The following is a 14,798-nucleotide window of genomic DNA, read 5'->3' on the forward strand; positions in this document are numbered from 1 at the left end:
AAGCGCAAAACGACTTACTTGATTCAAAAGAAATTCAACGCTATATGAGCAAAATAGCCCTTAACGCTTTCTAATTTGGAGCATATTTTATAAATTTTGGCTATCACCATAACGTCAGGTTGATTTCCGTTCCGGCTGGGCGCTTTCCTAGGGGCGTCGGGGCAACAGATGTCTTTTGCGCGAAAGCGAAGCGGCAGCGGCAGGATGTCTTTTGCGCAAAAGCGAAGCGGCAGCGGCAAATGTTTTCTGTGCGAAAGCGCAGTGCAACGTAGCGGCAGCGACAGATGTTTTTTTGCGCGAAAGCGAAGCGGCAGCAGGATGTTGGTCACGAAGGCGTTATCACATGACGTGATGCTTTTAGCCTTCATTCCCCTACCCGCTTCGCTACGCTCCAAGGAGTCGCCCAACCTCCACTCCCATCAACTAAATATATGGCATAAGTTTAAACAAATTATATCCTAACTTTTAGTGATGGACCTCAATTGTGCATATGATATCTATAATGCATACACTTACGTTTATTGTATCTTTCTATGTACCATTAACTTCTTTAGCTATCTGCGCGACTTTTCAGAATGAAGTTAAAAAGAGCAGCCTTCATGTTATAAACATGAAGACTGCTCTATGTAACTACTAGACGTGTATTATTTTACAGCATCTTTAAGCGCTTTACCTGGTTTGAAAGCAGGTACCTTGCTAGCAGCGATTTCGATTTCTTTACCAGTTTGTGGGTTACGACCTTTACGAGCCGCACGTTCACGTACTTCAAAGTTACCAAAACCAATTAATTGTACTTTGTCACCCTTTGCAAGAGCATCTTGAATTGTATCAAATACAGCTTCAACTGCTTTAGAAGCGTCTTTTTTAGAAAGACCTGCAGCTTCAGCAACAGAGTTTACTAATTCTGTTTTATTCACACCATTCACCTCCTCTCAAAGGATCATGAACCAATTCTGTAAAAAGATTAACACATAGAAAACCGCTACGCAACTGTATTCATTCATGATTATAACCAAAAAATCAATTTTTCACCCAAAAAACAAAAATAACAGGACTTTTCGCATAAAAACGAAAAGCCCTGTGATATTTTTTTGCGCTTTATTTTTCATTTTTTCACTACAAAATAAATGTTACTAATCCTCTATCACCTTCGTTCACCATACGTTCAATTGTTTGTCGCATCCGTTTTTTGGCTGTAGATGGAACAGCATCCATTTTATAGCGAATTCCTTCTTTTAACACTTCATGCAGCGGAGTTCCAAAAAGCTGTGTGCTCCATAATGCGTCACGATCGTGTAAATAAGCATGATTTAAATCCTTAAGTAATTGTTGACTATGGAATTCAGAGCCTATTAGTGGCGCGAATTCTGATTCCATATCTACTCGAATGATATGATAAGATGGTGCCTTTGCCTTCATACGCACACCATAAAAATTATTTTGTTTAATGAGCTCTGGTGCTGTTGGCTCAAATTCCTGCATCATCGGCAGTGTTACACCATAACCAGTCGAATCTGCTTCATTAATGGCGTTTTTAAAGCGTTTTTGCGCCTCTTTTGCTTCTGCTGCCTCTTTAATAAAGAGTAGCCAATCTCGCTTCGTCTCAATTGGCTCTTCTAGCCATTCATTGCAAACCGACTTATAAAGCTCATCTTGCAATGACACTCGAATGACTGCTGTACCAACACCAGCATCCACATGTACCACTTCACTCTGATCAATAAAATCAATAACTTTAAAGGCATCTGACGCCTGTTGCACATCTCTAATTTTCATAATAGATGATAATACTTCTTCCATCGAATCAATTAGTGCTACGTTCAATGGATGTGTTGCATCTAAAACATCTAACCAATCTGGTTTCTCAACCTCAATTGTTCGAATTGGAAATTCAAATAATGCTTCTTGCAAAATATACTGAATATCGGATGCGCGCATTTGATCAATTGAAGTAGCAATTACTGGCACATTATAGCGCTCAAATAGCTCATTTCGAAGCTGTACCGTTTCTTCCCTCGCAGGCATTTGGCAATTTAAGACAACAACAAAAGGTTTTCCAATTTCAGTTAATTGTTCAACAATTTCCTCTTCGGCCTTCTCTGCCGCACGACGACTTATACCATTCACCGTGCCATCCGTTGTTACAACAATTCCAATATTGGCATGGTCACGAATAACTTTATCAGTGCCTATTTTCGCCGCTTCTTGGAATGGGATAGGCTCTGTGTGCCAAGGTGTATGGACATATTTCGGCCCATTTTCATCCTCATATCCTTTCGCACCTTCAATGATATACCCAACGCAATCTGCTAAACGAATTTGGAATGACATTTCATCATCCCCGACCGCAATACGTGTTGCTTGAGCAGGCACAAACTTCGGCTCAGCAGTCATAATGTTTGGCCCCGGCGAGCTTTGTGGCAACTCGTCTTGTGCGCGCATTCTTTCTGTTTCATCCACAATATTCGGTAACACGACCGATTCCATAACCTTTTTTACAAATGTTGATTTACCTACACGTACTGGACCGACAACACCAATATAAACATCGCCATTTGTGCGCTCTGCAATTTCTCTAAATACTGCTTCACTCAAGGTTTCTGCCTCCTTTATCTACGCTTTTTCACTATATGCGAGCGGGTAGATTAATATGAAAAAAAGCCCCTTACAAATGTAAGGAGCTTATTGACTACTCTTTTTTAGTTTTGGCTTCAGATTCTTGAATTGCTTTGTCTCTAGCTTTTTCTCTCGCTTTTTTTGCGTCACTATTATAAGCGTCCATAAAATAAATTGGCTCACCTTTTTCATCTACTGTATATGGTACAGAATATGCTGGTACTACTGGATATTTATCGACAAGTAGCTGACGAATATCATCTCCAGGCTTCACATCAGGCTTGTCTTCTTTTAGTAGTTGACCTAAATCAATTAAATAGTCGACATGCATCTCGCCATCACCTGTCATAAACATTGGCAATTCGGCACCAGAATAGGGACTTTTCACGGTTACATCTGTTTTATAGCCCAATTCTTCAAAGTTAATTTGAAATACATTCTCTGAAGTTTCACCCTTTATCGGTAAATATTGGGTAGACATTTTACGAATATTAATTTCACGGATACGCTCTGCAGCATTTAAATCTACTAATTTTACTTTAGCTTCATTTTCAGGATCCCAAATAATATATTGGAAAATCCCGCCTTTTTCATAGGCATTTCCAGGTATTTGTGTAAGATATTTAGGCATTAGTTTTTCAAAATCAATTAAATATTTTATATAGATATCTGTATCTAGCTCACTATTTTTAATTGGAACTAGCCCACCAGTTGCTTCACGATATTCATCAACCGCACGCTGAACTGCAGCTAATTGGTCAGCATCAGGCACTAATTTTGCCCTTTTTTCGTCTTCTGGATATGCACAACCTACTAGAAGCACTGCGGTTGCTATTACCAAAAGAAAAGCACTTAGTTTTTTCATGTCACTTCCACCTCATTATTTTTTATGGCCATGTGGCAACTATAAGTACCATTAAAAATGTGCCAAGTCCAAACAGTATGTATGCAAATAAATTCACGATCGTACGTAAAAAACCGTTCGAAACCTTATTACGAGCTAAATAGATTAAACCGACTGATATAATCAAAGAGCCTATACAATAAAATGATATCCACATTACATCAAGCGCGGGCATATGTGATAACGGACCCATTCAAGACAACCACCTTTCTTCAATGTCACAAAACAATCAAAGTATATTATACTATGTGCTTTCGCTAAAAAGAAACAGTTCTCCAATAACTATCAATCAATTATGCCTCGCATAATTGCGTCCGGAATCGGCTTTGTGCTTGCACAAAGAACTCCTTTCCGATTCCGTGACATCCGCCGGAGGCTTTGGGCCAACATGATGTTGGTCACTCAGTCGTTGCCACAGGACGTGGCGTTCTTAGACTGAGTTCCTCTATTTCAGCAGGTGTTTGGACACCCGCTGAAAAGTAGCTTAAATCCGCATCATATCACCCACCTATAGAGGTAGGAGACTTCTGTATCTGTCGCTTCGCTTTCGGTACAAAAGACATTTGCTGAAAGCAGTTAAATGGACAACCTTTATAACGTTATGGATTCTTCAAACTAAAAACATACAATAAGGCGTCTCAGTTATACTCTGAGACACCCTATTTATGTCCGTTTTATGACAGAACTAATCAAATATATATTATTAGTACATCATGTCATCAATTTCTCGCTTTTTCATACGCATCATTAATGCATCAACAGCTATTTTTGGTTCTACATTATTAAATAGAACACTATAAAGCTCCGTTGAAATTGGCATAGCAACGTCATATTTCTCTGCTAATTGATAGGCAGCTTTTGTTGTGCGTACACCTTCGACAACCATGCCCATTTGATCAAGCACCTCTGGCAATTTCATACCTTGCCCAAGCAAATTACCTGCGCGCCAATTACGAGAGTGTACGCTTGTACATGTTACAATTAGATCTCCCATGCCTGTAAGTCCAGAGAATGTAAATGGATTTCCTCCCATTTTGACACCAAGGCGTGAAATCTCAGCCAATCCTCGAGTTATAAGTGCCGCTTTGGCATTATCACCATAATTTAAACCGTCTGTAATACCAGCGGCTAACGCAATGACGTTTTTTAACGCGCCACCTATTTCTACGCCGATAACATCTTCATTTGTGTAGACACGGAAAAATTGGTTCATAAATAAATCCTGCACTTTTTCTGCAGCTTCAATGTTTGCACAAGCCGCTGTTACAGTTGTTGGATGATGTAAAACAACTTCCTCTGCATGACTTGGACCTGAAAGTACAACAATTTCTTCTACATATTCAGCTGGTAGACTTTCCGCTAAAATTTCTGAAATCCGTTTTAATGTATCGGGTTCAATTCCCTTTGATACATGAACGAACAGTACTTTTTTATCGAGTGATGTAATCATTTTTTCACATACTTCTCGAATAGCCTTAGTAGGCACCGCAACGACGATTGTCTCTGAATGAGCAACTGCCTCAGCAATATCACTTGTTGCATGCAAATTTGCTGGTAGTATCGTTTCAGGTAAATACTTCCTGTTCGTCTGCTGGTTATTAATTTCTTCAGCTTGATCATTTCGATGGGTCCATAGAAGTGTATCATGCCCATTTTCTGCAAGTACCATCGCAAGTGCTGTCCCCCACGATCCTGCCCCTAATACACAAACTTTTTCCATTTGAAATCCTCCCTTGTTAAGAAAAGACAATTCACCCTTTTTAGCTACGATAAACGCTATAGAAAGACTGATAATGCACTTGAACTCGAGTAACCTTTCAAAGCAACCTTATAGTAGACATTAGAAAATTATACTTTCCTCTCTTGTAAAAAGACGCCACCCAACAATTTTCGTCGGGTTGGCGTTCTGTATGTGTATATTTTTTCTAAGCACGAGCACGGGTAATTAAACGAATTGGCGTTCCTTCAAAATCAAATGTTTCTCGAATACGATTTTCTAAAAATCGTTCATAAGAGAAATGCATTAGCTCTGGCTCATTAACAAACACCACAAAAGTAGGTGGCTGTATCGCAACTTGGGTAGCATAGTAGATGCGAAGACGGCGGCCTTTATCAGTTGGTGCTGGGTTGCGTGCCACTGCATCCTCAATCACTTCATTAAGGATAGATGATTGAATACGCATTGCATGGTTTTCACTTACACGTTGTATAATCGGTAAAATTTGATGTACACGTTGCTTTGTATTGGCCGAAACAAAAATAATTGGTGCATAATCTAAGAATAAGAAATGCTCACGAATTTGTTGTGTAAAGACGTTCATTGTTTTTTCGTCTTTTTCAACAGCATCCCATTTATTAACAACAATAACAATAGCTTTTCCTGCTTCGTGTGCATAGCCTGCAATTTTTTTATCTTGCTCTTGAATGCCTTCTTCTGCATTTAGAACGACTAAAACAACATCAGAGCGTTCAATTGCACGTAATGCACGCAATACAGAGTATTTCTCTGTCGTTTCATACACTTTCCCTTTTTTCCGCATACCTGCAGTATCAATAATGACATACTCCTGATCATCATACTCATAAGGTGTGTCAATAGCATCTCGAGTAGTACCAGCGATGTTACTAACAATAACGCGGTCTTGACCTAAAAATGCATTTACTAATGATGATTTCCCCACATTTGGACGACCGATTAACGAGAATTTAATGACCTCGTCTCCATATTGATTTTCATCCTCATTAGGGAAATGTTTTGCACATTCATCCAATAAATCCCCTAAACCTAAGCCGTGAGAGCCAGAAATTGGCCAAGGCTCGCCAAAACCAAGTGCATAGAAATCATAAATCATCTCGCGCATGTCTGGATTATCAATTTTATTAACTGCTAAAACGACCGGTTTTTTAGTTTTGTATAAAATTTTTGCTACTTGCTCATCAGCAGCTGTTACACCTTCACGACCATTTGTCATAAAGATAATAACGTCCGCTTCATCAATGGCAATTTCTGCTTGTTGACGAATTTGCTCTAAAAACGGCTCGTCCCCAATCTCAATACCACCTGTATCAATAATATTAAAGTCATGTGTTAACCACTCTGCCGAACTATAAATACGGTCACGTGTAACCCCTGGAATATCTTCCACAATCGATACACGTTCCCCAACGATACGATTAAAAATCGTCGACTTACCTACGTTCGGACGACCTACGATGGCTACTACTGGTTTCGTCATCTGTACTTCATCCTTCCAACTTCTTGTCTTTCGCTATTATACACGAAAAATGCCATTATATCATATCATATCCATTAAAGTGCGCGCTATGTATTGTTCTATCCATCACTTTAAGATTTTTTACTTCGTTTCGCCTCTTCTATCTAGCGGTTCGAAGGGCTATCTGTCACCGCCGACTCCATAAAAAAAAACGAGGACACAAACTGTATCCTCGCTTGTCTAGTTATTTAAAATTTTTTAGTTGATCACCAATGACATCACCGAAAGAGAAGCCTGTGTTTTCTTCTGGTAATTCATAGTCGATTACTTCCTCTGCCTCAGGATTTTCAAGTAAATCTTTAATGCTTAGTGCTAAGCGACCTTCTTTAGCATTTACGTCAAGTACTTTCACCTGTACCTCTTGTCCTTCTTTCAAAGCTTCGTGTGGCGTGTTAATATGCTTATGCGCGATTTGCGAAATATGCACTAAACCTTCTACACCTGGGAAAACTTCCACAAATGCTCCGAATGAAGTAAGACGTTTTACTTTTCCATCTAACACTGTACCTTTAGCAGCACGCTCTTCAATGTTTGACCAAGGTCCAGGCATCGTCTCCTTAATGGATAACGAAATACGCTCATTTTCTGGGTCTACAGAAAGAACCTTTACCTTCACCTCTTGGCCTTCTGATAAAACCTCGCTCACATCACTCACATGTTCATGAGACACTTGTGAAATATGCACCAGGCCATCAATACCACCAAGATCGATGAATGCACCAAATGATGCAATACGCTGTACTTTACCGTCTAACACATCGCCAGTTTTAATTTGGCCAATGACCGTTTTCTTTTGCGAAGCTTTTTCGGCTTCCACTACAGCGCGATGTGATAAAATTAAACGATTTTTATCTTTATCAAGCTCGACAATTTTAAAACTAAGAGATTTGCCTTTATAACCTTCAAAATCATCTACAAAGTAGTCTTCTACAAGGGATGCTGGAACGAAGCCACGTACTCCTAAATCTACGACAAGACCACCTTTAACAATATCTTTTACTTCCGCTTCGAAAACTTCCTCAGCGTTGAATTGTTGCTCAAGTGTATCCCATGCTTTTAAAGCATCTACTTTACGTTTTGATAATACATAGTTTTCTTCTTCAACCTTTGTAATCATCAACTCCAACTCATCTCCAACAGAGATTACGTCAGACGCTTTTTCAATGTGTAAGCTTGATAATTCACTTATTGGTACAATACCGTCGAATGGTGCACCTGGAATTGAAACAGTTACCGCTTTTTCATCAACTTGCTCTGCAATACCTTTGACGATATCACCTTCGTTAAACGTTTGTTCTGCATAGTTCATTTCTTCAGACATATGTAACCCTCCTTCGCATCTTCCCTTACTATTTTATTCGATATTGAAGACAAAGACAAAAATAAATCCTTTAAATTCAAAAAATGTCTGAAATTTTAGGATTTATACCATTTTTTCTTGCGCTAATTTTAAAATGGCCTGTGCTGCACCATCAATTGACAATGCTGTCGTATCTAAAAATATGGCTTCTTCTGCTTGAATTAGTGGCGATGCTTCACGCTCGCTATCCATTTTATCGCGCAGGGCAATTTCTTCTTGAAGCTTTTCAATAGAAGATTCAATTCCACGCTTTTGATTGTCTAAAAAGCGACGTCTTGCTCGCTCCTCTACTGTTGCAGACATATAGATTTTTAGCTCCGCATTCTTTAACACATGCGTAGCAATATCGCGCCCATCCATAACAACACCACCATTAGTAGCAAGCTTTTGTTGCTGTGTTACTAATAGTTCGCGCACTTTAGCATGAGCCGCTACTTGTGAAACAGATGAAGTTACCTCATTTGAACGAATTTCTGCCGACACGTTGTTCCCGTCCAAAAAGACAAGTTGCCCTTGAGGAGAAGGCTTTAATTCAATTTTGCTAGATGCTAGCATTTCTGCTAATTTTGTTTCATCATCTAAATGTATGTTTTGTTGCATTGCTTTATACGTAACTGCACGATACATTGCACCTGTGTCGATATAAGTGAATCCAAGCGCCTCTGCAACAATTTTGGCGATCGTACTTTTCCCAGCGCCAGCAGGTCCATCAATCGCTATTTGAATGTTTTTCTTCATATTCTCCCCTACTTTCTATCACACCATATTGTATCATAAAAAAGCCCTCTTTTAGCAGAGGGCTTTCTTAAAATCAAATTACTACTCGATTTGAAGGTGTGTAAACTCCCTGCAAAAATTCATAGAAATTTGCCACTCACCAATAGAGTTGGGAAGACTTTAAAAAATCAATCATCAAAAGGATTCAATTCTTTACGACGATTAACTAACTGACGTTCAAAGCAGAAGCGAACAATATGCTGTTGGTCTACATCATCTGTATCTGTGAGCTGTATAGTTGCAATTTTTTTGTTATCTTTTTCAACTATACGAACAACCGTCGCATCTGTGACAACGTATTTTACATCCCCATTGGCATATGGTAAAACGATTGTTAACTTAACCTCATCACCATCTTTGAAAGCAATTGCCCCTTTCAAGAACACGGCCAAACCACCTGCGCTAATATCTGTTGTTACTAGCTGATATTTGTAATCCTTAAACTGTATTGCTATATCCACAGGCGTTTCCACACGTACATATTCACGGCGTTGGATTTTGATAAAGTCTTCTACCTTTGGACAGTGCAACATAACCATAGGTATATTGCCAGCTTTACGTCCAATCACTTCTGTATTGAAAGCAAATGATTGGTTGTCCTCCGTGCGAAAAGTTGCTCTAAATTCAGAACCATCTATTAAAAATGCTGTTTTATTTGTTGCAATATTTATTGGATAATCGATGTAAATAATATTGTCTTTTTGTTCTACAACTTTACAGCGGAATTTTTCAATACGCTCTGTATAAGTTGGTTCAAGTTCTAATTGTGTACCAATTTTTATTTCCATGAGCATCTCCCCGAACACAAATATACCTTTATTATCGCATGAGATACCCATTTTGGCTATATGAACTGGTGATTTTTTGGCTCATCACCATAACGTGTGATTGATTTCCGTTTCGACAGGGCGCACGATGAGCCGCTTGGGCGGTCACGAAAGCTTGATCACAGGACGTGATGCTTTTAAAGCCTTCGTTTTTCTATTGCACTCGCTCCAGTGTCTCATCTGTGACGCTGATCCCCGGATGAGTCGCACAGCCTTCACTCCTATCAACTTATATACACGTTTTATGTCCTCTAGTGATGAGCCAGTTTTTTTCTTAGATTACGTTAAATATTCCACTTTTAAGACATTATGATTTTCAGCGTCAATGACAATTCTAAATGTTTCCTGCGTGTTTCCATCGCGGAGCGCAATCACCTCATAACAAAGGCGTTGCTCATATTGTCCGTTATCAGTATAAATATTTCTCACTTCTTCTACTTTTACATCATTATCGAAAAATGTTTTCCAATCAATTGGTTTTGCAGTTTGTGGTTTAATCGTCTCTTCTTGAATATATTCCATTGCATTTGCCCCAAGTAACTCACCAGTATCCTTAGCAAGTTTTAGTTGCACGCCATCTGCATAGATCAACGCATTATCACCAGGGTGAACACGTGCAAATGTCACATGCCATGCTTGATGGTTTTCACGAGATTCCACAAATGCAACATCATTCATTCCAAGTCGTTTTAAATTTTCTTCAGCTTTTTTAATAATTTCATCTTGTGATAGCCTTGCCTCATCCACTGGACGTTCCACTAAATAGGATAATAAATGCCCACCCTTTTCTGTTAGATCGACATACCCTAAACGAATACCTTGATGGAATTGGATATGATAAAACGGATATGGTGAAGTATCATTACTTTTCGTAACAGTAAAGGTTGCGTCTTTTATAATAGGGAATAAATATTTAACCTTTTCCAATGCTTCTTTTTCAGTAATGACTGAATCTTGTAATGCTTTAAGTTCTATTTTTTTCTGCCAATCCGATTCACTTAATGTAAGTGGGAAATCCTTTTCACTGTAACCCTTTAATGTCTTTTGTACATTATCAAATGTTGTACTTGGGGCCTTACTATCTACTTGTTGCAACCAGACGTCCATTTTACCATCATTCTTATAAAAATCGACGGTTGCAGCTGACCATTCGTCTGAAAGTGATTGTAAATTTGTGGATACTTGTGGCATTTTTTCTCGCCAAGCTTGATAATCTCCTGTTTTAGCTGTTCTCTTCGCCTCATCTCCAAGGCGACCTAAATAACCTAGCCATTGATTCGAGAGTTCTTGTCCGACAGGAATATTAGATATAGAAGATCGAACTTCAGAGCTTAGTCGCCAAACAGAATCTAACTCATTGTGAATCGCTTGATCATCTCGGAACAATAGAGATTGTGAAACAGATCGTTGTAAATGAGATAATTTTTCAGATGCATCCGTTAATGTATCTGTGTACTGAGCTAGCACAGTACGTTGTAAACTTGCATTTTCTCCGTGCATATGAATGCTGTATGCCCCTAAGCCAATAACTGCCGCGGTAAGTATAACGAGCATAGTTCTCATTTGTTTTCCTCCTTTCTATGAACAGAAAATATGTTCTCCAATTCGTTTAATTTGAGGTCGTGACCAAATCCACTTACTTGTTGCTGTTTTCGGATTAAAATAATAAAGTGCATTTTCTGAAGGGTCCCAGCCATTCATAGCGTCCAGAACGGCTTCTTTTGCACGTTGGTTTGGTTCTAGCCAAATTTGCCCATCCGCTACCGCTGTAAAAGCTAATGGTTGGAAAATAATGCCTGAAATAGTGTTTGGGAATTCAGAACTTTCCAGACGGTTTAAAATAACAGCCGCTACTGCTACCTGACCCTCATAAGGTTCTCCCCTAGCCTCACCATAAACCGCATTCGCGATTAACTGTAAATCTTTGTCAGTATACTTAGGAGGAACTTGTGTTTTGGTGCCATTATTATTACTACTACCACTACTTTTACCTCCACCACCTCCGCCGCCAGTGTTTGTTCTCACTTGCTGCTCAAGTGGCATGCCACCATAATAGGTAAATTGATTGCCTGCATTTAATTGAGCTTTAACCCATCCTTCATCGTAATCTGAATATCCAGATAAAGTTTTTTTTGTTTTAGCGCCGGCTATCCCATCCACTGGTAAACCATATTTCTCTTGGAAATTTCGTAAAGCCCAATATGTGTTATAGCCAAACGTGCCATCAATTTTACTTTTATAAAATCCTAAGAATTGTAGCCTTGCCTGCAATTCAATTACATCATCTCCATAAGCACCACGAGAAATCTGTTGCTCGGTAAATGCAATGGCGTCATTTTGCGGAATAGCAAATAGACTAATCCCTAGCATCAAAGCAAAAATTATGCTTACTAAACGCATTATCATCACTCCTTTTTCCATAGCTTGAAACAAACGACTCATTTTATACATATCAATTTTGCCGAGGCAAAATTGCGTCCGGAATCGGCTTTGTGCTTAGGCCTGCGTGACGCAGGTCAGTTAGCCGTTATCGCATGGATGCGATGATCTTAGGCTAACATCCTATGTGAACTCCTTTCCGATTCCGTGACATCCGCCAAAGGCTTTGGGCCAACACGATGTTGGTCACTCAGTCGTTGCCACAGGACGTGGCGTTCTTAGACTGAGTTCCTCTATTTCAGCAGGTGTTTGGACACCCACTGAAAAGTAACTTAAATCCGCATTCATCTCACCACCTATAGAGGTGGAAGATTTCTGTAGCTGACGCTTTGCTTTCGCTACAAAAGACATTTGCTGAAAGAAGTTAAAAAATAGAAAAGCGCAGAAATCTTTTTTAGATTTCTACGCTTTATATTTTTTATTCATATGCAAATGTTGCACAAGGTGATAGTGAGCAAGTTTGACTTTTCGTAGCCCAAACCACCACAAAAATAGCATAAAAGGTATCATTAAATATACCCAGTAGCCTTTGAATGATAAAATTGTATTATATAGTATGTGTAATACTACCGGTGCACAAAGCGCCATAGCAATCATTTCTTTCGTCTTTGCGAACTTCGAAAATTTGGCACGTCCATAATAATAGCCCATTACAACACCGAACAAAGCATGACTTGATACAGGTAATAAAGCTCGCATAAATGCAGTATCCAAACCGAATGAAAATAAGTAAAGAACATTTTCGATTGTGGCAAAACCAAGAGATATACTTGCACCATACAGTATGCCATCATAAGGATCATCGAATTCTACATGATTGTAAATAGCGATTAAAAGAACAAACCATTTAAAAAATTCTTCAACTACACTAGAAAAAACAACATCTTGTAGATAAAGATATCGAAAGACCCCTTCCTCTGTTAGTACATATTGTAAGAACAAGATAGGAAACGTTAAAAATGCGCCATACAAAAACGTTTGAAGTAAGGTTCTTCTTGGCTCCGTTGCCATCTGATTGCGCAAATAGAAGTAACTAAAAAGCGCTAGACCGGGAGCAATGGCAGCTGATAATAAGATGATCATGATGCCGGCTCCTTTCAAAAATCAATTTCGCCTTGACATAATTATTCTCAGATTTCAAATTATGTTAGGATAATGCAAAATCCATAACATCCTCTGAGGCTTTAGACCAACATAAAGTTGCACTTTGGCGTTTTCACAGGATGTGAAATTCATAGTCTGAGTTCCTCTTTCTCTGTCGGTTATTGGAAACTCACTAAAAAATACATTCGTATATCTTAGTCGGAAAACTTTTGCGACATTAATCGTTCTTTTTCGACAAAAAATATCAGTTGTATAAAGATAAACTGCTATTATTATACCATGTAATGACATAAAACTTTTTAAAAGGAGATATTATTTTATGAAAAAAACAATTTTATTAATTCATACCGGTGGAACAATATCTATGGCAATGAGTGATGAAGGCGCCGTTATGCCAAACAAGGAAAATCCTTTGATGAAGGAAAGCAGAAAGCTCGACGCTCTTGCAACGATTATTGAAATGGAAGCTTTTAACCTTCCCTCACCACATATTACACCAAAAGAAATGCTTAAGTTACGAAACCTTATTATCGAAAAAGTTTCAGCAGAGCAAATCGATGGCGTTGTAATCACCCATGGTACTGATACATTAGAAGAAACAGCTTATTTTTTAGAATTAACAACTGATTTATCGATTCCTATTGTCTTAACGGGTGCGATGCGCTCCTCCAACGAACTTGGTGCAGATGGTATTTATAATTTAATGGAAGCCGTTCGTGTAGCTGTGGATGAAGAAGCTCGTGAAAAAGGTGTGCTTGTAGTTATGAATGACGAGGTACATCTTGCTGTTAATACAACAAAAACAAGCACCAGCTCTGTAAATACCTTCCAATCACCACAGTATGGCCCGATTGGACTTATCACTAAATCAAGAATTTTGTTTCATCATGCCCCCATCCGTCGTCAATATGTAGATATTCTTGGATTACCAAAACGAGTGGCCATGCTGAAAGTGTATGCTGGCATGGAGGTTGATTTACTTGATGTGGTACTCGCATGCAAATATGATGGCGTTGTGTTAGAAGGACTTGGACAAGGCAATGTTCCTCCGACAGTCGTAAAGGGTATTGAGAGTCTTTTAGAGCGTGATATACCTGTTATACTCGTATCCCGTTGTTTTAATGGCATCGCAGAAGGTGTCTACGGCTATGTTGGTGGTGGTAAGATGCTGGAAGACTTAGGAGCTATATTTGCAACTGGTATAAATGGTCAAAAAGCGCGATTAAAATTATTAATTGGGCTCAACAAAACAGGTACTCCACTTGATTTAAAGGAATTTTTCATGTAAAACCAATGTATTCAATTTTCCTAGTAGCTTATGCATCCACAACCTGTTGATACTAGCTCAAAATTTCTCGGAGTCGAACGATAGCTTTCTCAAAATCCGGCTGAATAACAGAAAGCTGAATAAAGTCTTTCTCACAGAAGTGAGCTTCAGGAAGCCCACTTCTTCAGAGGTGGGAGGAATGAAGTGCTTTTTCTTTATAGAACATATG

General features: G+C 38.9%; 14 protein-coding genes. 2 read left to right on the forward strand and 12 right to left on the reverse strand.

Going from position 1 to position 14,798, the window contains the following annotated elements:
- Positions 1–175 precede the first annotated feature (175 nt).
- A complete protein-coding gene (locus tag AN161_RS29510; protein WP_158002988.1) occupies positions 176–352 on the forward strand; it encodes a hypothetical protein in 177 nt (58 codons plus the stop codon).
- A 292-nt stretch (positions 353–644) separates the two neighbouring features.
- Here the strand turns inward: AN161_RS29510 and AN161_RS06655 are convergent, their stop codons facing one another.
- The 12 genes from AN161_RS06655 to prsW all read right to left on the reverse strand — a co-directional run bounded on the left by AN161_RS06655 (position 645) and on the right by prsW (position 13,281).
- Positions 645–917: an HU family DNA-binding protein gene (locus AN161_RS06655; protein WP_004232618.1), complete on the reverse strand. Its 273-nt coding sequence runs from the start codon at positions 915–917 to the stop codon at positions 645–647.
- A 199-nt stretch (positions 918–1,116) separates the two neighbouring features.
- Positions 1,117–2,595, reverse strand: a complete 1,479-nt coding sequence (gene spoIVA / locus AN161_RS06660; protein WP_053593581.1) for a stage IV sporulation protein A — start codon at positions 2,593–2,595, stop codon at positions 1,117–1,119.
- A 94-nt stretch (positions 2,596–2,689) separates the two neighbouring features.
- Positions 2,690–3,481 (reverse strand): hypothetical protein, encoded by a 792-nt coding sequence (locus tag AN161_RS06665; RefSeq protein WP_053593582.1) that lies wholly within the window; start codon positions 3,479–3,481, stop codon positions 2,690–2,692.
- Between the two features lie 22 nt (positions 3,482–3,503).
- Positions 3,504–3,713 carry a DUF2768 domain-containing protein gene (locus tag AN161_RS06670; RefSeq protein ID WP_082339885.1) on the reverse strand — a complete coding sequence of 70 codons (210 nt, stop codon included), beginning with the start codon at positions 3,711–3,713 and terminating at the stop codon, positions 3,504–3,506.
- A 510-nt stretch (positions 3,714–4,223) separates the two neighbouring features.
- On the reverse strand, positions 4,224–5,240 hold the full coding sequence (locus tag AN161_RS06675; RefSeq protein WP_053593583.1) for an NAD(P)H-dependent glycerol-3-phosphate dehydrogenase: 1,017 nt from the start codon (positions 5,238–5,240) through the stop codon (positions 4,224–4,226).
- Between the two features lie 205 nt (positions 5,241–5,445).
- Positions 5,446–6,756 (reverse strand): ribosome biogenesis GTPase Der, encoded by a 1,311-nt coding sequence (der, locus tag AN161_RS06680; protein WP_053593584.1) that lies wholly within the window; start codon positions 6,754–6,756, stop codon positions 5,446–5,448.
- A gap of 223 nt (positions 6,757–6,979) precedes the next feature.
- Entirely contained in the window at positions 6,980–8,116 is a 1,137-nt protein-coding gene (rpsA, locus tag AN161_RS06685) for a 30S ribosomal protein S1 (RefSeq protein ID WP_053593585.1), read from the reverse strand.
- Between the two features lie 102 nt (positions 8,117–8,218).
- Positions 8,219–8,893, reverse strand: a complete 675-nt coding sequence (cmk, locus tag AN161_RS06690) for a (d)CMP kinase (RefSeq protein ID WP_053593586.1) — start codon at positions 8,891–8,893, stop codon at positions 8,219–8,221.
- 167 nt (positions 8,894–9,060) lie between these two features.
- Complete coding sequence (locus AN161_RS06695) at positions 9,061–9,720, reverse strand: flagellar brake domain-containing protein (RefSeq protein WP_053593587.1); 660 nt, start codon at positions 9,718–9,720, stop codon at positions 9,061–9,063.
- A 318-nt stretch (positions 9,721–10,038) separates the two neighbouring features.
- A complete protein-coding gene (locus AN161_RS06700; protein WP_053593588.1) occupies positions 10,039–11,322 on the reverse strand; it encodes a PepSY1/2 domain-containing protein in 1,284 nt (427 codons plus the stop codon).
- Between the two features lie 15 nt (positions 11,323–11,337).
- A complete protein-coding gene (gene sleB / locus AN161_RS06705) occupies positions 11,338–12,159 on the reverse strand; it encodes a spore cortex-lytic enzyme (RefSeq protein ID WP_053593589.1) in 822 nt (273 codons plus the stop codon).
- A gap of 441 nt (positions 12,160–12,600) precedes the next feature.
- Positions 12,601–13,281: a glutamic-type intramembrane protease PrsW gene (gene prsW, locus AN161_RS06710; protein WP_053593590.1), complete on the reverse strand. Its 681-nt coding sequence runs from the start codon at positions 13,279–13,281 to the stop codon at positions 12,601–12,603.
- A gap of 340 nt (positions 13,282–13,621) precedes the next feature.
- Here prsW and AN161_RS06715 point away from each other — a divergent pair, with 340 nt between their 5' ends.
- Complete coding sequence (locus tag AN161_RS06715) at positions 13,622–14,590, forward strand: asparaginase (RefSeq protein WP_053593591.1); 969 nt, start codon at positions 13,622–13,624, stop codon at positions 14,588–14,590.
- Positions 14,591–14,798: the final 208 nt, after the last annotated feature.

The organism is Lysinibacillus sp. FJAT-14222, from assembly GCF_001278875.1.
GTDB classification, from domain to species: Bacteria; Bacillota; Bacilli; order Bacillales_A; family Planococcaceae; genus Lysinibacillus; species Lysinibacillus agricola.